General features: G+C 53.4%; 15 protein-coding genes. 8 read left to right on the top strand and 7 right to left on the bottom strand.

The genetic code is table 11. From position 1 onward, the window contains the following. Positions 1-128: 128 nt before the first annotated feature. Complete coding sequence (locus ACS603_RS04490) at positions 129-2159, bottom strand: alpha-amylase (protein WP_474943825.1); 2031 nt, start codon at positions 2157-2159, stop codon at positions 129-131. A gap of 314 nt (positions 2160-2473) precedes the next feature. Between ACS603_RS04490 and ACS603_RS04485 the strand changes: the two genes are divergently transcribed. Next, positions 2474-3301, top strand: a complete 828-nt coding sequence (locus tag ACS603_RS04485) for a protein bax (RefSeq protein WP_182063216.1) — start codon at positions 2474-2476, stop codon at positions 3299-3301. Between the two features lie 51 nt (positions 3302-3352). Here the strand turns inward: ACS603_RS04485 and xylR are convergent, their stop codons facing one another. From xylR to xylF, 4 genes are all read right to left on the bottom strand, one after another. Further along, entirely contained in the window at positions 3353-4531 is a 1179-nt protein-coding gene (gene xylR, locus ACS603_RS04480) for a D-xylose utilization transcriptional activator XylR (protein WP_182063217.1), read from the bottom strand. 33 nt (positions 4532-4564) lie between these two features. Next, a complete protein-coding gene (gene xylH / locus ACS603_RS04475) occupies positions 4565-5746 on the bottom strand; it encodes a xylose ABC transporter permease XylH (RefSeq protein WP_474943824.1) in 1182 nt (393 codons plus the stop codon). Beyond that, positions 5724-7265, bottom strand: coding sequence for a xylose ABC transporter ATP-binding protein (locus tag ACS603_RS04470; RefSeq protein WP_182063219.1), 1542 nt, complete (start codon positions 7263-7265; stop codon positions 5724-5726). Before ACS603_RS04470 ends, xylH begins: the two co-directional genes overlap by 23 nt. Positions 7266-7337: 72 nt before the next feature. Further along, complete coding sequence (gene xylF / locus ACS603_RS04465; protein WP_014068414.1) at positions 7338-8330, bottom strand: D-xylose ABC transporter substrate-binding protein; 993 nt, start codon at positions 8328-8330, stop codon at positions 7338-7340. Between the two features lie 372 nt (positions 8331-8702). Here xylF and xylA point away from each other — a divergent pair, with 372 nt between their 5' ends. From xylA to ACS603_RS04445, 4 genes are all read left to right on the top strand, one after another. Then, complete coding sequence (gene xylA, locus ACS603_RS04460; RefSeq protein ID WP_182063504.1) at positions 8703-10025, top strand: xylose isomerase; 1323 nt, start codon at positions 8703-8705, stop codon at positions 10023-10025. Positions 10026-10098: 73 nt separating this feature from the next. Then, a complete protein-coding gene (gene xylB, locus ACS603_RS04455) occupies positions 10099-11553 on the top strand; it encodes a xylulokinase (RefSeq protein ID WP_474943894.1) in 1455 nt (484 codons plus the stop codon). Positions 11554-11656: 103 nt separating this feature from the next. Then, positions 11657-12196, top strand: coding sequence for an isochorismatase family protein (locus ACS603_RS04450; protein WP_182063220.1), 540 nt, complete (start codon positions 11657-11659; stop codon positions 12194-12196). Beyond that, a complete protein-coding gene (locus tag ACS603_RS04445; RefSeq protein ID WP_315687531.1) occupies positions 12196-13116 on the top strand; it encodes a GlxA family transcriptional regulator in 921 nt (306 codons plus the stop codon). The genes ACS603_RS04450 and ACS603_RS04445 overlap by 1 nt, the downstream gene beginning before the upstream one ends. Here ACS603_RS04445 and ACS603_RS04440 read toward each other — a convergent pair. Then, positions 13109-14104 (bottom strand): acyltransferase, encoded by a 996-nt coding sequence (locus ACS603_RS04440; protein ID WP_182063222.1) that lies wholly within the window; start codon positions 14102-14104, stop codon positions 13109-13111. The genes ACS603_RS04445 and ACS603_RS04440 overlap by 8 nt on opposite strands. Before the next feature lie 184 nt (positions 14105-14288). On the opposite strand from ACS603_RS04440, the gene ACS603_RS04435 reads away from it, so the two are divergent. The 3 genes from ACS603_RS04435 (at position 14289) to glyS (ending at position 17745) form a co-directional block, all read left to right on the top strand. Then, complete coding sequence (locus ACS603_RS04435) at positions 14289-14594, top strand: YsaB family lipoprotein (protein ID WP_182063223.1); 306 nt, start codon at positions 14289-14291, stop codon at positions 14592-14594. A gap of 160 nt (positions 14595-14754) precedes the next feature. Further along, the gene (gene glyQ / locus ACS603_RS04430) at positions 14755-15666 is read left to right on the top strand and encodes a glycine--tRNA ligase subunit alpha (RefSeq protein ID WP_003860141.1); all 912 of its coding nucleotides are present in this window, start codon (positions 14755-14757) and stop codon (positions 15664-15666) included. 9 nt (positions 15667-15675) lie between these two features. Beyond that, positions 15676-17745 carry a glycine--tRNA ligase subunit beta gene (glyS, locus tag ACS603_RS04425; protein WP_474943823.1) on the top strand — a complete coding sequence of 690 codons (2070 nt, stop codon included), beginning with the start codon at positions 15676-15678 and terminating at the stop codon, positions 17743-17745. 77 nt (positions 17746-17822) lie between these two features. On the opposite strand, the gene ACS603_RS04420 is transcribed toward glyS, so the two are convergent. Then, positions 17823-18260, bottom strand: coding sequence for a hypothetical protein (locus tag ACS603_RS04420; RefSeq protein ID WP_182063225.1), 438 nt, complete (start codon positions 18258-18260; stop codon positions 17823-17825). Between the last annotated feature and the right edge of the window lie 276 nt (positions 18261-18536).

The following is an 18536-nucleotide window of genomic DNA, read 5'->3' as shown; positions in this document are numbered from 1 at the left end:
GCACCGGGCGGGTGCAAATCGAGTGAAACGACAGGGTTTATTGTTTTATCCGGTGTGGGCGTATTTATGTGGTGGATTGTTCTGCTGGTTTAACCCCCACCCTTTCGGGAGAGGGTTAAGGTGAGGAGTTACTGATTTCCTGCCCACACTACCATGGCTTTATCGCCATTATGCTCACGTACAAAACCGTACCCTTCTTTTAGCGAAAGCGTAGTTTGCTTGCCTTCGCCAATGGCCGGGTGGCGGGCGCGGAACTGCCCCAGGATCTGCCAGTGAGCAACGGTTAACGCCTCTTTGCCCGTGACATCCTGCCAGTTCATATCCGAACGTGTTCCCTGAAGTGGATCAGATCCTGTCGGGCCAAATGGGCGTTCGGATTCATCCCCGTAGTAGATTTGTATGCTTCCTGGTGCCAGCAGGAGCAGCTCTGCGGCACGCTGCCCTCCTTCACGGAACAGACGGGTATCGTGTGAAGAGAGGTAGCTCAGAACGTTGAATCCCTGGAGCTTTTCGGCCATTTGCTGCCAGGTTAAGTCGATATCGGCCAGGCAATCCACCGCTTTCGCCGCCTGTTCCTGGTAGTCGAAGTTGATCATTGCATCGAAACCGTGGCGGTAATAGTCGCTCTGCATAACCCCGTGCCCCCAGGATTCACCGGTCATCCAGAACGGGGCATCATCGAGCTTTTTGGTGGGGTTTTCTGCTTTCCACGCCTTTAACGCTGCGCTTGTCTGGTCTTTCAGCTGCTGCCATGCGGCAAGTTCGACATGTTTAGCCGTGTCGACACGAAAACCGTCGATGCCGTAATCACGTACCCACTGGCTGAGCCAGTGAGTCAGGTAATCCCGTGGCGTATAGCCGGCAATCTCTTTGGCGTGCGTATCTGGCTTGTGTTGATAAAAGTTTGGCAGGCCGGAAGGGACGGTTGATTCTGTTTTCAGGTCAGGTAAAAACGCCAGCGACATGGTTAAGTCGTCATAACCCGGACTGTCGTAATCACCGATATCGGTGCGTATCCATTTTTTACCCCACCATTTTTCCCACGCGGCTTTGTCACTGAAATTAATGTAGTCGTTAAAACTATGCCAGCTCTGGCCGGCGCCCGGTTTCCAGTCGGTCCAGTGTTCGCCCAGGGTCTTTTTCAGCTCGTCGCCTTGCAGGTACAACGCGCCAAACTGGAATTCCTGCATATCGGCGAGCGTGGCATAACCCGTGTGGTTCATCACGATATCGAACAGGATGCGGATACCGCGTTTGTGGGCTTCATCAATCAGATGACGTAAGTCGTCTTCCGAGCCCATATTGGCATCAAGCTTTGTCCAGTCCTGCGTGTAGTAGCCGTGGTATGCGTAGTGAGGGAAATCGCCTTTCGTACCGCCGCCCACCCAGCCGTGGATCTGTTCCAGCGGGGAGCTTATCCAGAGCGCGTTAACACCCAGTTGCTGTAAGTAATCGAGTTTACTGGCGAGGCCTTTAAGGTCACCGCCGTGGAACGTGCCAATCTCCTGCATTCCGTCTTTATGGCGACCGTAGCTGTTGTCATTCGTCGGATCGCCATTAACGTAGCGATCGGTCAGTACGAAGTAGACGGCAGCATTTTGCCAGCTAAAAGGGGCAGGTTTGTCGGTTTCGGCACGCTCCAGCAGCAACAAACCGTTGCTGTTCGCTGCGGGCTGAAGTGTGATTTTTCCCTGCTGCACGGTCGCGGTTTGCTTGCTGTAGAAATCGCGCACCACTGAGCCTTCAGGGAAGGTACTGCTCACGTCGAGGGTTAGCGGTTTTCCGTCCCATTTTGGACACTGACGGATTACGTTTGCCACCGGCTGTTCCGTCACGCTTTGAATCGCAAGCATCAGGGTTGGCGTGCCAGAACGGGTATCGACACGCATCTGGTAATCGCCATCACGGAACAGACGCCACTGCGGCGGGGTACCTTCGCAGGGTTTAAGCGACAACATCTCGTTGAGTTTTATGGCATCTGTTGGCTGCCAGCACGCGTTGTCAAAACTCAACGTCAAAGGACGGGTACCCTTCGCAAGCTTTGCATGGCTGGTGAATATTCCGGTGCCTTCGGCGCTGAACGCGCCAAAACCCGGTGATGTCCAGTCCGCGTGTGCCAGTGCGGGTAACATCAGAAAAGCTAATGCAGTGCGTTTCATTCCATTTTCCTGTCGCGGCATTTTTGACCAGTGTGCCACCAGGTAAAGTCGAGAAACTCATCCCTTTGCGCTTTCTGAGAGGGTGATGCGAAAGGATGAGTGATCCCGCGCAAAATTAAGCAGTTATCTGCGATAACGCACACAATTTTTCAGGAATGATGTTTTAGTGAGCAACTTTTAGGTGACATAGTTTCGGAATTGGACTATTTCTTTAGGTGCTCTGGAAGTCTATTTTTGTTATGATTTGAGATTCCGCTCTCAAATTTGTGAAAAAAATAAGGTGTTGGAATGTCTAAATCCGACCAGGAGACCTAATGATATCGACTCCCATTCGACGATTTGGGGCTACGATACTCATGTTACTCACCGTGTCATTTTCAGGTGAGGTGCTTGCGAAAACGCACACGGATACATCGAGTCATAAAGCCCACGTCATAAAGACGACGAGTAAAAGTAAGGTTAGCAGTAAACAAGAGTATTCTCGCAATAGTGCAAAGAGTAGTTCACTTCCTGATTTGCGAAAATACCCTTCCGGAACACCAAGGAAAAAAGCGTTTCTCCGGACGGTAATGCCTTATATTACAAGTCAAAATTCCGCGATTACTGCGGATCGTAACTGGCTGACATCAAAGCAGTACGATAGCCGCTGGTCGCCATCTGAACGCACGCGTCTGAAAGATATCGCGCAACGCTACAAGATAAGCTGGAACGGCAACACGCGTCGTGTGCCGTGGAATGCGTTGTTAGAGCGTGTGGATATCATCCCAGGCAGCATGGTAGCGACAATGGCCGCAGCCGAAAGTGGCTGGGGTACGTCGAAACTGGCGCGTAGCAACAATAATCTCTTCGGTATGAAGTGTGTCAAAGGCCGTTGTAACAATGCGCCAGGCACGGTGAAAGGGTATTCGCAGTTTGAGTCTGTGAAAGACTCTGTGAACGCCTATGTGGTGAACCTGAACACGCACCCGGCATACTCCTCATTCCGTAAGTCACGCGCTCAGCTGCGTAAAGCGGATCAGGAAGTGACGGCAAGCACGATGATCCACAAGCTGAAAGGTTATTCCACCCAGGGACAGAGCTATAACAACTATCTGTTCGCGATGTACCAGGATAACCAGCGCTTAATTGCCGCACATATGTAATCCCCAAAAAAACGCCTTCCACTGGAAGGCGTTTTTCTTTTCTGCATCAGACTATATCAGCACTTCACTGTGACGCTCACGATACTCCTTCGGCGTGGTGTCGTATTCTTTCTTGAATACCGAGTAGAAGTATTGCAGCGACGGGTAACCACACATCTGCGATATCTCGTTGATAGATAGCGAGGTAGAGACCAGCAGGCTACGTGCTTTCTCCAGTTTCTCGGCGTGGATGACGGCATGAATGGTTTCGCCAACCTCTTCCTTGAAGCGTTTCTCCAGGTTGGAGCGCGAGATGCCAACTGAATCCAGCACCTGATCGACCTTAATACCTTTGCAGGCATGGTTGCGAATGTAGTGCATGGCCTGGATCACGGCCGGGTCGTTCAGGGAACGGTAATCGGTTGAACGGCGTTCCACTACACGAACGGGAGGAACCAGCAAACGCTGGAGTGGCAAGGCTTCGTTATCCAGCAACCGGTGGAGTAATTTCGCCGCCTGATATCCCATCTGGCGCGTTCCTTGCGCAACTGACGACAGCGCCACGCGTGACAGATAACGGGTAAGCTCTTCGTTATCGATACCGATGACGCACAGTTTTTCGGGAACAGGAATGTGTAAATGCTCGCAGACCTGTAGCACATGGCGGGCACGCGCATCGGTTACCGCGATAATGCCGGTTTGCGGAGGCAATGTTTGCAGCCAGTCTGCAAGGCGGTTTTGCGCGTGTTGCCAGTTTTCTGGCGCGGTTTCCAGCCCCTGATACACCACTCCGCGATACTTCTCCTGTGCAACCAGTTGGCAGAAGGCGTATTCACGTTCCATTGCCCAGCGTTTACCGCTTGAGGCGGGCAGGCCATAAAATGCAAAGCGGTGAACGCCTTTCTCTTTTAAATGCAAAAAGGCACTTTCGACCAGCGCATGATTATCGGTCGCGATGTAGTTAACCGGCGGGTAATGTTCGGGTGAATGGTAAGAGCCGCCGACGCCCACAATCGGGACGTCGACGTCGGTAAGCAACTGTTCGATGACGGGATCGTCATAATCTGCGATCACGCCATCGCCAAGCCAGTCTTTGATATTTTCGATGCGAGCCCGGAAATCCTCTTCGATGAAGATATCCCACTCCGATTGCGACGCCTGCAAATATTCACCTACACCTTCAACCACCTGACGGTCGTAGGCTTTGTTGGCATTGAATAACAACGTAATGCGGTGACGCTTCTCAAACATGGCTTACTTCCCAAATAAGTAACAATGCTGTTATCAGGCCCGTCGCTTGGTTGCAGAGTCCATCCAGACTGCCAACAACAGAATGGCCCCCTTGACGATATACTGCCAAAAGGTCGGGACGTCCATCATGCTCATTCCGTTATCCAGCGAAGCCATAATAAATGCGCCCATCACCGCACCCGCCACGCTGCCGACACCCCCGGCGAGACTGGTGCCACCAATGACGCAGGCCGCGATGGCATCCAGTTCGGCGATGTTCCCTGCAGATGGCGAACCGGCACCCAGACGTGAACTGAGAATCAGCCCGGCGATCGCGACCATCAGGCCGTTGATAGCAAAGACGGCGAGCTTAGTACGTTCTACATTAATGCCAGACAGTCGTGCCGCCTCCAGGTTGCCGCCAATCGCATAAATACGGCGACCAAATGCGGTGCGTGTGGCCATAAACATGCCCGCCAGCAGCAGAAGGGCTAACAGCAACACCGGGGTCGGTACGCCGCGATAGTCGTTCAGAAGCCAGATTGCGCCCAGCACGATCACCGCCGTCAGCGCCTGACGCCCGACAACCGATGTCGATGGGGCAGAGGTCAGCCCCAGCGCCTGACGACGCATACGCCCGCGCCACTGCCAGGCAACGAACGCCATTAACCCTACCACACCGAGCGTGAAGCCTAAGCCACCAGAGAGATAGCTCTGCCCAATTTGTGACATAGATGCGCTGGTAGGCGACACCGTTGTGCCGTTGGTAATACCAATCAAGATGCCCCGGAAGGCCAACATGCCGGCAAGCGTGACAATAAACGAGGGCACTTTGCGATAGGCAACCCACCATCCATTCCATGCGCCGAGCACCAGGCCCATGATCAGCGTGACGGCAACAGTGAGCGGCAGCGGCCAGCCGAACCAGACGTCGAAAATGGCGGCCACACCGCCAAGCAGGCCCATCATTGAGCCAACGGAGAGGTCTATCTCGGCGGAGATAATCACAAATACCATGCCCACGGCCAGGATGCCTGTGATGGCCGTCTGGCGCAGCAGGTTGGAGACGTTACGTGCGCTCAGGTATGAGCCATCGGTCATCCAGGTAAAAAACAGCATGATGACGATAATCGCGGCAATCATGACAAAGACTTGCAGGTTAAGTACCTTAAGTCCCGCGAACGCGCCAGGCGTCGGTGCAGCGACTTTAAGATCAGACGGATTGCTTTTCGACATGGCGTTCGCTCCTTAATGCGGCTTCCATCACCTGTTCTTGCGTCAGGCCTTGGTTAATCAGGTTGGCTTTTAATTTCCCTTCATGCATGACCAGCACGCGGTCGCTCAGACCAAGCACTTCAGGGAGCTCAGAGGAGATGACAATGACGGCAATCCCTTGCTGCACAAGCTGATTAATCAGTTTGTAGATTTCGTATTTTGCACCGATGTCGATCCCGCGCGTCGGCTCATCCAGAATTAATATGCGGGGATTGAGCAGCAGGCAGCGCGCCAGTATCGCTTTTTGTTGATTACCCCCACTCAGACGACCAATGGCCAGTTCCGGGGAGGAGGTTTTTACTTTAAGCCGGGCGAGCGACTGGAGAATGCACTGCTGCTCGGCGGCATCGTCCAGGCTGCTGAGTGCGCCAGAAAACTGGTTGAGGGCGGCAAGTGTGATGTTTTTACCCACGGCCATTACCGGAACGATGCCGTCTTTTTTACGGTCTTCCGGCACCATGGCGATGCCCTGAGCAATGGCCTGCTGGCAGTTTTCGATATGGATTGGCTGGCCATCTATATAAATGCTGCCTTCCCAGCGCCCTGGCCAGACGCCGAACAGACATTGTACGGCTTCGGTGCGTCCGGCGCCGACCAGCCCGGCGATGCCGAGGATCTCACCACGATGAAGTGAGAAGGAGACATTGTTAACCCGCTTAATGTGGCGATTAACAGGGTGCCATGCGGTCAGGTTTTCAACGCGTAAAACTTCATCCCCAATCGTGTGGGGTTCGTTCGGATACAGCGCAGTAAGCTCGCGCCCGACCATCATGGTAATGATGTCGTCTTCGCTCATGCCTGCCGCTTCGCGCGTGCCGATGTGCTGACCATCGCGGATCACGCAGATGGTGTCAGAAATGGCTTTCACTTCATTGAGTTTGTGCGAAATGTAGATACAGGCAATGCCGTGGTGTTGCAGGTCGCGGATGATGTTGAGCAGAACAGCCGTTTCCTGTTCGGTGAGCGATGCTGTGGGTTCATCGAGAATTAACAGCCGTACCTGCTTGTTCAGCGCTTTGGCAATTTCAACCAGCTGCTGTTGACCCAGCCCTAAATCCCCCACGCGCGTATTGGGTGAAATCGCGAGGCTCACCTGCGCCAGCAGCTTTTCACAACGCAGCGTCATGGTGTCGTAATCCAGCACGCCGTGACGTGAAATCTCAGCGCCCAGGAAGATATTTTCCAGCACGGTGAGATGCTTAACTAGTGCCAGCTCCTGATGAATGATAGCGATGCCTTTGCGTTCGGTATCGCGGATGTGTGTGGCCTGAATCACCTCTCCGGCAAAGACAATTTCGCCGTCATAGCTGCCGTGAGGATAGATCCCGCACAACACTTTCATCAGTGTTGATTTACCCGAACCATTTTCACCGCACAGTGAAACGACCTCACCGGCGTTGAGCCGCAGGCTGACGTTATCGACAGCTTTCACCGTACCGAAAGCTTTAGTGATACTTTTCATTTCTAGTAAATAAGGCATAACTGCTCCACATGACCCGAAGTCAGAACAGCACAAGTCGATGCGCCCCTGCAGGGCAGGGGCAGCGCTGGATTACAGTTCACTCTTTTTGTGGAAACCGTCTTTAATCACGGTGGCGTCAATGTTCTCTTTATTGACTTCAATTGGGGTGAGCAGGCGGGACGGAACATCTTTCAGGCCGTTGTTCAGGCTAGTGTCTGCTTTGGGTTGTTGGTTATTACCTAGCTCAACGGCAATTTCAGCCGCCGTGTTGGCGAGTTCGGTGATGGGTTTGTAGACGGTCATGGTTTGCGTGCCGGCGATAATACGTTTAACGCCCGCGAGATCGGCATCCTGACCTGAAATCGCGACTTTACCGGCAAGGCCCTGTGCACTGAGCGCCTGAATGGCACCGCCAGCTGTTGCATCATTGGACGCAACAACAGCGTCAATTTTGTTGTTATTGGCGGTTAAGGCGTTTTCCATAATTTTCAGCGCATTTTCTGGAAGCCAGCCATCTGCCCATTGATCGCCCACCACTTTAATCTTGCCATCATCAATATATGGCTTAAGCACTTTCATTTGTCCTTCACGGAACAGTTTTGCGTTGTTATCGACCGGCGAGCCGCCCATCAGGAAATAATTCCCCTGAGGCACTTTATCAACCAGACTTTTTGCCTGTAGTTCACCGACTTTTTCATTATCGAATGAAATATAAAAATCAATATCCGCATTATTAATCATGCGATCATAGGCTAAAACTTTTATACCTTCTTGTTTTGCTTCTTTAACCACGTTACTTAACACCTGGCCGTTATAGGGGATAATGACCAGAACATCTACACCACGGTTGATCATATTTTCGATCTGCGACATTTGTGTTTCTTCATTGCCGTTGGCCGACTGAACAAACACCTGGGCGCCAAGCGATTCCGCTTTTTTCACAAAAATATCGCGATCTTTTTGCCAGCGTTCAAGGCGCAAATCGTCAATAGCCATGCCGATTTTTACCTCTTTTGCATGACCAGCAAAGCTTGCAAGCAGGAGAGTAGTGCAGAGAGTAAGGGACAGGTTCTTTATCTTCATGATTATATGGCCTTTTTGTAGGTGATGTGCTGCTGAGATAAAAGAAACATTCACTGCTGTAGACGCAGCAAATTTTTAACGTGGAATGGCTGGCTGGCAATTACAGATTTTTATCTTCTCGTTATGATATTTGGTTTATTTCTAAATTTATGACCGCGATCTGATTTTAAAAGGCGTAACTTATTAATTACACGCAAATATGGAATAAGCGCCGAAAAAATAGTTTGCTTGCGCATTATTTTGCGAGCCAGCGCACAGTTGTGTATTCTCTCAATAGCAGTGTGAAATAACGTAATTGAGCAAGTGCGAATGTCTATTCACTATTACTCCAGTATCGACTACTCGCCGCATCCCTTGATTATGGAGCTCAATATGCAAGCTTATTTCGACCAACTCGATCGCGTTCGTTACGAAGGCCCGAAAACGTCCAATCCTTTAGCATTTCGTCACTACAACCCGGATGAGCTGGTGCTGGGTAAGCGCATGGAAGACCATTTGCGCTTTGCCGCCTGTTACTGGCACACCTTCTGCTGGAATGGCGCCGATATGTTCGGCGTGGGTTCCTTCGACCGCCCGTGGCAGCAACCCGGCGAGGCCATTGAGCTGGCGAAGCGTAAAGCGGATGTCGCGTTTGAATTCTTCCACAAGCTGAATGTGCCGTATTACTGCTTCCACGATGTGGATGTGTCACCGGAAGGTGCATCGCTGAAAGAGTATCTGAACAACTTTGCGCAAATGGTTGACGTGCTGGCGGCAAAACAGCAGCAAAGTGGCGTGAAACTGCTGTGGGGCACTGCAAACTGTTTCACTAACCCGCGTTATGGTGCCGGTGCGGCAACAAACCCAGATCCAGAAGTGTTCAGCTGGGCCGCCACCCAGGTGGTGACAGCAATGAACGCTACCCATCAGCTTGGTGGCGAAAACTATGTTCTCTGGGGTGGCCGCGAGGGATATGAAACCCTGCTGAACACCGATTTGCGCCAGGAACGTGAGCAGATTGGTCGCTTTATGCAGATGGTTGTCGAGCATAAACACAAAATCGGTTTCCATGGCACGCTGCTGATTGAGCCGAAACCGCAAGAGCCAACCAAACATCAGTACGATTATGACGTTGCCACCGTATACGGCTTCCTGAAGCAGTTTGGTCTGGAAAAAGAGATCAAAGTGAATATCGAAGCAAACCACGCCACGCTGGCGGGCCACTCTTTCCATCACGAAATCGCCTCTGCCATTGCGCTCGGCATCTTTGGTTCTGTTGATGCGAACCGTGGCGATGCACAGCTGGGCTGGGATACCGACCAGTTCCCGAACAGCGTGGAAGAAAATGCGCTGGTGATGTACGAAATCATCAAAGCGGGCGGCTTCACTACGGGTGGCCTGAACTTCGATGCCAAAGTGCGCCGTCAGAGTACTGACAAATATGACCTGTTCTACGGCCACATTGGCGCGATGGACACCATGGCGCTGGCGCTGAAAATCGCGGCACGTATGATTGAAGACGGTGAGCTGGATAAACGCGTGGCGAAGCGTTATAGCGGCTGGAACAGTGAGCTGGGCCAGCAAATTTTGAAAGGCCAGTTATCGCTTGCCGACATCGCGAAGTACGCTGAACAGCATCATCTGGCGCCGCAGCATCAAAGCGGACATCAGGAATTGCTGGAAAACCTGGTGAATCACTACCTGTTCGATAAGTAACAGCGAGCTGAAGACGTTCATGGGCCCGGTAAGCGTAACGCCACCGGGCATTTCTGTTAAAGGAGTCACCGCAATGTATATCGGGATCGATCTTGGCACATCGGGTGTGAAAGCCATCCTGCTCAGCGAGCAGGGCGAGGTGTTAGCAACACAGACTGAAAAGCTTCAGGTTTCACGCCCGCATCCGCTGTGGTCGGAACAGGACCCGGAGCAATGGTGGCAGGCGACGGATCGTGCAATGAAGGCACTGGGTGAGCAACACAGCTTACGTGATGTAAAAGCAGTCGGTATTGCCGGGCAAATGCATGGCGCAACTCTGCTTGATAGTGAGCACCGCGTGTTACGCCCGGCAATCCTCTGGAACGATGGCCGCTGCGGTGAAGAGTGCGCCATTCTTGAAGGCCGAGTACCCACATCCCGAGAGATAATGGGCAACCTGATGATGCCAGGCTTTACCGCACCAAAACTGCTCTGGGTGCAACGCCATGAGCCAGAGGTTTTCCGTCAGGTCGCCAAAGTGCTGCTGCCGAAAGATTACCTGCGTTTTCGCATGACGGGTGATTTCGCCAGTGATATGTCCGACGCGGCGGGCACCATGTGGCTTGATGTGGCTAAACGCGACTGGAGCGAGGCAATGCTCGATGCCTGTCATCTGACCCGCGATCATTTGCCGGCGCTTTTCGAAGGCAGTGAGATCACGGGGACATTACAGCCCGGCGTAGCCAAAAGCTGGAACATGCCGGCCGTGCCGGTAGTTGCCGGTGGTGGCGATAATGCAGCTGGCGCTGTGGGTGTCGGGATGGTTGACGCGGGGCAGGCTATGCTCTCGCTGGGGACATCCGGCGTCTATTTTGCAGTTAGCGATGGTTATCGCAGCAACCCTGAAAATGCCGTGCACAGTTTCTGCCATGCCCTTCCGGGTAAGTGGCATCTGATGTCGGTGATGTTGAGTGCGGCATCCTGCCTTGACTGGGCGGCAAAACTGACCGGAATGGCAGATGTTCCGACGTTGATTGCGGCTGCGCAACAGGCGGATGAAAATGCGGGTACCGTCTGGTTTTTACCTTATCTTTCCGGCGAGCGTACGCCGCATAACAACCCTGAAGCCAAAGGCGTCTTTTTTGGGCTGACACATCAGCACGGCCCGGCAGAGCTGGCGCGTGCGGTGCTCGAAGGGGTAGGTTATGCACTGGCCGACGGGATGGATGTCGTACACGACTGCGGACTAAAACCCGGCAGTATCACCCTGATTGGCGGAGGCGCCCGGAGCAGCTACTGGCGACAGATGCTGTCTGATATCAGCGGGTTGCAGCTGGACTACCGGACCGGTGGCGATGTGGGCCCTGCGTTGGGGGCGGCGCGTCTGGCGCAGATTGCCCTGAACCCGAATACTCCGCTTGCACAGCTGTTACCGCAGCTTGCACTTGAACAGGCGCATGTGCCTGATGCTAAACGCCATTTACAGTACGCTGAAAGGCGCGATGTCTTCCGCAAAATCTACCAGCAACTGCTGCCGTTAATGTCATAAGAACGGTTGTCTGAAACAGGCATGAGGATGTCCTTTTTTGGTCTGTTCGTGCTCCCATTTCCTCGCCAGTATAAGGATACACCCACTGGCGAGGAGAACTATCATGTCACGTATTGCTTTACTCAATATCGATACCCAACAGTCTTTCCATCATCGGGATTACTGGCAGGAGAAGGATATTCCCGCTTTTCAGCAGGCGATGCTTGGGCTGATTGAAGGCTGCGAATCGCGCAATATTCCCGTTGTTGATATCTTTCATGTAGACGAGGAGGGCCCCTTCTCACTGCAAAGTGGCTCTGTCAAACCGATGGCTTTTTTACGTCATCATCCTGCTGTTGTATTCCAAAAACACGTCCACAATGCATTTACCGATACCGGCCTTGACCATTGGTTGCGAGAGCGCGATATCAACCAGTTGATCATCTGCGGCATTCGTACCGAGCAGTGCTGCGAAACAACCGCCCGGGTGGCCTCCGATCTGGGCTATGCTGTGACCTTTGTTAGCGAGGCAACGCTCACGTTTCCGATGACGCATAAGGGGATCACCCTCAGCGCAGACGAACTACGCCATCGCACCGAGACGGTGCTGGCCGGGCGATTTGCCGATATTAAAACTGTTGCGCAGGCGCTGGAGTCACTTTAATGAGCATCGACGTCTGGTTCGTCATGCTGCCAGGGGTGTTGTCATTAGACATGACCGGCCCGGCAGAAACCTTCGTGCTGGCAGGCGATGTATTTCGCCTGCATTACATCGGCCCGGAGCCAGAAGTACCAACGTCGATTGGCCTGACGATGGGGGGCATCCAGCCATTACCGGATACCCTGCCTGCGGGGAGTTTGCTGGTGCTGCCCGGCGTCAGTGACTCCCGCTATCAGTTTTCAACGCCGCAAGCGAAGCGTATTCAGAACTGGTTGATGCGCCTGCAACCGCAAATTCACCATCAGGACATCACTGTCATGTGCGTCTGTTCAGGGGCTCTGCTGGCGGCGAAATCCGGTTTGCTGAATGGCAGGCAGTGCACAACGCATCACGATGTTATCGAGCGTTTGCGCAGTGCCGCACCTACGGCGACGATCAAAGAGAATCGCATATTCGTTCAGGATGAGAGTATCTGGACCAGTGCCGGGATCACGTCGGGTATCGATCTGGCGCTGCATATGATCAATCGTCTTTGCGGGCCGGAAAAGGCACTGGCGGTGGCGCGTGAGATGGTGGTCTGGTTCCGTCGCTCTGGCGACGACCCGCAGTTATCCCCCTGGTTACGCTATCGCAACCATCTTCACCCGGCCATCCATCGTGCGCAGGATGCGCTCACCGCAGAACCGCAAAAAGCGTGGAGCCTGCCGGACATCGCTACCCTGGCGCACGTCAGCCCGCGTCATTTGACCCGACTTTTTCAGGTGCATTTAGGCATAAGTGTTCGGGATTACCTGGAACAATTGCGTCTTGCTGTGGCTGAGCAGTGGTTGTTGCAGGGGCGTGGCGTGGAGCACGCGTCCCTGGCGGCAGGGTTTTCCTCCCCGCGCCAGTATCATCGCGCCAGACAGCGTATCGTTAACTGACGAAGCGGCGAGTATCTATCTTCTGTAGCAGCATCGACAGCAACAAACTCACGCCCAGTGTGGCGGCAAAAATCCAGACAATATCCAGCAACGGCCAGCTTTTCAGCTCAACTCCTCGGGTTCGCAGGGCGTGGATCACCAGTGCGTGAAACCCGTAAATCCCCAGAGAATGCCGCGAGATAAAGCCAAGCCAGGGAAGAGGACGAGCGTTCAGCGTATTTTTGACCAGCGTCAGCAGGGATACGGCACAGATAAAGACCATCGGCCCGCAGTACAGGTACCACGTATCAGCGAAGTTACCGCGCCATTGCAGTTCGTACAGCGTCCCGCGGGAAATAATTACCACGCCGATGATAAAAACGGCGGCGCATAACCCATTAAGCCCGCGCTTTTGCGTGTCCATCATGCCAATGGCGCGCCCCAACATGCCGTAGAGAATGTAGTAGAACGTATCGCCGCTGATATAGAGGTTAACTGGCAACCATTCAAATCCCCCTATTTTTTGCGACACCGTATTGGGGTTGGCCACTACGCCAATCACCACCATCAGCGCCAGTAGCATTTTTCCGCTCACATTTTTTACCTGAATCAGCGGAGAAACCAGATAGATAACGATAATCGCGAAGAAGAACCACAGATGGTAGAACACCGGTTTTTGCAGCAGATACTTGAATGAAAGCCCGGCGTTAATAGGGGTAAAGAGCGTGATATAGAGCAGCGCAATGGCGCTGTAAAACAGCAGGCATGATGCGATGCGCATGAAATGCTTTGGCTGCGCGCTTCGTTCGCCAAAAAAGAGAAAGCCGGAAATCATAAAGAACAGCGGCACGCTGACGCGGGACGCGGAGTTCAGAATATTGGCGATATCCCAGTTAACGTGGCTGATACTGTGGGCGTTAGTGACATACCAGGTGGTGGTATGGATCATCACCACCATCAGGCAGGCTATTCCTCGCAGGTTATCAATCCAGTTAATTTTTGACTGCATCAGTTCCTCTGTTTTCCTGTTAAAAAGAGTGTGACTGCCAATATGTGAAAGCCTCTCGTTGGAAAATTCTGAGTTTTATTATGCGGGCTTGTGTGCAAGCCGCGAGATTCGCAGAATGCCAAACCTTAATCTATAAAAGCTTTGATACTAAAAATAACAGCCACAGAGCGGGCCGGTAATAAAAATGATGATGAAGCGCGTTGTGTCACTCTTTCTGCTGCTTATGCTGGCAGGATGCAGTTCTTCGCAAGATGCCCCTGTGCAAAAAGCGCAGCAGGGTAAAATGAGCCCTGAACGCTCTCTGAATATGGAGCACCTGTGCAAGGATCAGGCTGCCCGCCGCTATAACACGGGCATGGATAAAATCGATGTCACTCGCTTTGAACGGTTTCAGGGCAGTTTCGAGATGCGGGGACATACCTCTCGTAAAGAGGGCTTTGTCTGCTCTTTTGACGCAGACGGCCAGTTTTTACACCTCTCCATGCGCTAACCTGTGCGCATAATCAGCCGCCAGACCGGGCAAGTCTTCTGGCTGAAAGGCTTATTTCCCAATTTTCCCTAAACAAACCCGTTTCGTACTGTATATCTTGCAGTCAGCGGGTATACTGATCCCTTCCATTAAAAACCACACGTATCCAGCACGACATACTATGCAAAAGTTTGATACCAAGACCTTCCAGGGCCTGATCCTGACCTTACAGGATTACTGGGCTCGTCAGGGCTGTACCATTGTTCAACCTTTGGACATGGAAGTAGGCGCAGGCACTTCACACCCGATGACCAGCTTACGCGCGTTGGGGCCAGAACCAATGGCGACGGCATATGTGCAGCCATCCCGCCGCCCTACCGATGGCCGTTACGGCGAAAACCCGAACCGTTTACAGCACTACTATCAGTTCCAGGTTGTGATTAAGCCATCACCGGATAACATTCAGGAGCTGTACCTCGGGTCACTGAAAGAGCTGGGTATGGATCCAACCATCCACGACATTCGTTTCGTGGAAGATAACTGGGAAAACCCAACGCTGGGTGCCTGGGGTCTGGGCTGGGAAGTGTGGCTGAACGGTATGGAAGTGACACAGTTCACTTACTTCCAGCAGGTTGGTGGTCTGGAATGTAAACCGATTACTGGTGAAATCACCTACGGTCTGGAACGTCTGGCTATGTACATTCAGGGCGTAGACAGCGTTTACGACCTGGTCTGGAGCGACGGCCCACTGGGTAAAACGACCTACGGTGACGTGTTCCATCAGAACGAAGTGGAGCAATCCACCTACAACTTCGAATACGCAGATGTGGACTTCCTGTTCACCTGCTTCGAGCAGTACGAGAAAGAAGCCCAGCAACTGCTGGCGCTGGAGACTCCGCTGCCGCTGCCTGCTTACGAGCGTATTCTGAAGGCCGCCCACAGCTTCAACCTGCTGGACGCCCGCAAGGCTATCTCCGTGACTGAACGTCAGCGCTACATTCTGCGAATTCGTACCCTGACCAAAGCCGTTGCAGAAGCTTACTATGCGTCCCGTGAAGCCCTTGGCTTCCCGATGTGCAACCGAAACAAATAAGAGGCGGCCATGTCTGAGAAAACTTTCCTGGTGGAAATCGGCACCGAAGAGCTGCCACCAAAAGCCCTGCGCAGCCTGGCTGAATCTTTTGCTGCGAACGTGACCGCCGAGCTGGATAACGCTGGCCTGGCGCACGGTAAAATTGAATGGTTTGCTGCACCGCGCCGCCTGGCGCTGAAAGTGGCAAATCTGGCGGCGTCTCAGCCCGATCGTGAAGTGGAAAAACGTGGCCCGGCGATTGCTCAGGCGTTCGACGCTGAAGGTAAACCAAGCAAGGCGGCAGAAGGCTGGGCGCGTGGTTGCGGTATCACCGTTGACCAGGCTGAACGCCTGACCACTGACAAAGGCGAGTGGCTGCTGTATCGCGCCCATGTAAAAGGCGAAAGTGCAGAAGCACTGCTGCCAGACATGATTGCGACTTCCCTGGCTAAACTGCCGATTCCAAAACTGATGCGCTGGGGCGCGTCTGACGTGCACTTCGTGCGTCCGGTTCACACCGTAACTCTGCTGCTGGGCGATACCGTTGTTCCCGCTACCATTCTGGGTGTGGCATCCGATCGCGTGATCCGCGGCCACCGCTTTATGGGCGAGCCGGAGTTCACCATCGATAACGCCGATCAGTATCCTCAGATCCTGCTGGAGCGCGGTAAAGTCATTGCTGACTACGAACTGCGTAAAGCGAAGATCAAAGCTGATGCTGAAGAAGCAGCACGCAAGATTGGCGGTAACGCTGATCTGAGCGAAAGCCTGCTGGAAGAAGTCACCTCTCTGGTTGAGTGGCCAGTTGTGCTGACGGCGAAATTCGAAGAGAAGTTCCTGGCTGTTCCGGCGGAAGCGCTGGTGTACACCATGAAAGGTGACCAGAAGTACTTCCCGGTCTACGCCAACGACGGCAAACTGCTGCCAAACTTCATCTTCGTTGCGAATATCGAATCTAAAGATCCGATCCAGATTATTTCCGGTAACGAGAAAGTGGTGCGTCCACGTCTGGCGGATGCGGAGTTCTTCTTTAATACCGACCGCAAAAAACGCCTGGAAGACCACCTGCCGCGCCTGCAGACCGTACTGTTCCAGCAACAGCTGGGCACGCTGCGTGACAAAACCGACCGTATTGCAGAGCTGTCCGGCTGGATCGCTCGTGAAATCGGTGCTGACGTGAACCACGCGACCCGCGCGGGCCTGCTGTCTAAATGCGACCTGATGACCAACATGGTGTTCGAATTTACCGACACCCAGGGCGTGATGGGGATGCACTATGCGCGTCACGATGGCGAAGCAGAAGATGTGGCCGTTGCCCTGAACGAGCAGTATCAGCCGCGCTTTGCGGGTGATGACCTGCCGTCTAACCCGGTGGCCTGCGCGGTAGCGATTGCCGACAAAATGGACACCCTGGCGGGTATCTTCGGCATCGGTCAGCATCCGAAAGGTGATAAAGACCCGTTTGCGCTGCGCCGTGCCGCACTGGGTGTGCTGCGTATCATTGTTGAGAAGAACCTGAACCTTGATCTGCAAACCCTGACCGAAGAAGCCGTTCGTCTGTACGGTGACAAGCTGACCAACGCGAAAGTGGTGGATGACGTTATCGACTTTATGCTCGGCCGTTTCCGCGCCTGGTATCAGGACGAAGGCTATACCGTCGACACCATTCAGGCGGTACTGGCACGTCGTCCGACCCGTCCGGCGGACTTCGATGCGCGTATGAAGGCGGTATCTCACTTCCGTACTCTGGAAGCGGCATCTGCGCTGGCTGCGGCTAACAAACGTGTATCCAACATCCTGGCGAAATCCGACGAAACGCTGAACGATCGTGTGAACGCCGCGACGCTGAAAGAGCCGGAAGAGATCGCCCTGGCGATGCAGGTTGTAGTGCTGCGTGACAAGCTGGAGCCGTTCTTCGCAGAAGGTCGTTATCAGGAAGCGCTGGTCGAACTGGCTGAACTGCGTGAAGTGATTGACGCCTTCTTCGAGAAAGTGATGGTGAACGTAGAAGATAAAGATCTGCGTATTAACCGTCTCTCTATGCTCGAAAAACTGCGTGAGCTGTTCCTGCGCGTGGCGGATATTTCGCTGCTCCAGTAACGTGCTGTTGCCCGGTAGTCGGGCATGGAAATGCTAAAAACCCGCTTCGGCGGGTTTTTTTATGGCGCAAAGTTGTGTTAGCCGATTGCGATCATGCCTTCACTGGTTTTCAGCCAGCGTGGCGCTTTCAGTGTATCGGCAAAATAGCCGATCAGTTCGCACAGCAAATCCTCCAGCACGATTATTGTCTGTCGCGGCAGGGAACCGTTCATCAGCAATTGCGTGATCTCCTGGCAGTAACGTCCCAGTTGGTCACACTCAGGTTCGAAAGCCGGAAGGCGTGACGGAAGTTCTTCCACGGTCAGGCTTGCTTTTAAGTATTCCGGGACGGGTTCCAGAAGCGTGGGTTGCAGCAGATTCAGGCAGGCGGACAGTCGGCCGTACAGCGCCATTTTTTGTGCGGGTTCCTCGCAATCAATCAGGACATCGGTGAAGCGTTCGCAGTTATCTGCCAGTTCGGTGAAGGCGGTGGAGTGGTTGAAGGGAAGAGTGATTAAAGAGTCAGTCATAGCCATAATAATAACCTCAGTGAGTGGTATATCTTCCGCCACCGGAGGTTCCAGGCTCGCTGGTGGCGGAACCGGACAAGGTTGGAACGACTGGCCTCACTGACACCAGCGCGCTTTGCAGCGCCCCTGTCCGGCCCGCCATTGGGATGAAGCAGGCCGTACGACACAGAGCCTGTGTCGCCAGTGAAGTGAGTCAGGGTTCCAATCCCGGCACCTGATTTTGCAGGTGCGAAGAGAACTTACTGCTCATCAAAACAAGCGGCAACAGATTTGAGCTATGTC

This window comes from Enterobacter sp. Li2LvB3 (assembly GCF_056156645.1).
The sequence above is the reverse complement of the archived record's forward strand: the minus strand, read 5'-3'. Positions and strand labels throughout refer to the sequence as shown.

Bases quoted from the DNA above. Each gene is read 5' to 3' on its own strand.
- xylA (WP_182063504.1), top strand. From the start codon at position 8,703: ATGCAAGCTTATTTCGACCAACTCGATCGCGTTCGTTACGAAGGCCCG.
- ACS603_RS04445 (WP_315687531.1), top strand. From the start codon at position 12,196: ATGAGCATCGACGTCTGGTTCGTCATGCTGCCAGGGGTGTTGTCATTA.
- ACS603_RS04435 (WP_182063223.1), top strand. From the start codon at position 14,289: ATGATGATGAAGCGCGTTGTGTCACTCTTTCTGCTGCTTATGCTGGCA.
- ACS603_RS04420 (WP_182063225.1), bottom strand. From the start codon at position 18,260: ATGGCTATGACTGACTCTTTAATCACTCTTCCCTTCAACCACTCCACC.
- ACS603_RS04470 (WP_182063219.1), bottom strand. From the start codon at position 7,265: ATGCCTTATTTACTAGAAATGAAAAGTATCACTAAAGCTTTCGGTACG.
- ACS603_RS04485 (WP_182063216.1), top strand. From the start codon at position 2,474: ATGATATCGACTCCCATTCGACGATTTGGGGCTACGATACTCATGTTA.
- xylH (WP_474943824.1), bottom strand. From the start codon at position 5,746: ATGTCGAAAAGCAATCCGTCTGATCTTAAAGTCGCTGCACCGACGCCT.
- xylF (WP_014068414.1), bottom strand. From the start codon at position 8,330: ATGAAGATAAAGAACCTGTCCCTTACTCTCTGCACTACTCTCCTGCTT.
- glyQ (WP_003860141.1), top strand. From the start codon at position 14,755: ATGCAAAAGTTTGATACCAAGACCTTCCAGGGCCTGATCCTGACCTTA.
- ACS603_RS04450 (WP_182063220.1), top strand. From the start codon at position 11,657: ATGTCACGTATTGCTTTACTCAATATCGATACCCAACAGTCTTTCCAT.
- glyS (WP_474943823.1), top strand. From the start codon at position 15,676: ATGTCTGAGAAAACTTTCCTGGTGGAAATCGGCACCGAAGAGCTGCCA.
- ACS603_RS04490 (WP_474943825.1), bottom strand. From the start codon at position 2,159: ATGAAACGCACTGCATTAGCTTTTCTGATGTTACCCGCACTGGCACAC.
- xylB (WP_474943894.1), top strand. From the start codon at position 10,099: ATGTATATCGGGATCGATCTTGGCACATCGGGTGTGAAAGCCATCCTG.
- ACS603_RS04440 (WP_182063222.1), bottom strand. From the start codon at position 14,104: ATGCAGTCAAAAATTAACTGGATTGATAACCTGCGAGGAATAGCCTGC.
- xylR (WP_182063217.1), bottom strand. From the start codon at position 4,531: ATGTTTGAGAAGCGTCACCGCATTACGTTGTTATTCAATGCCAACAAA.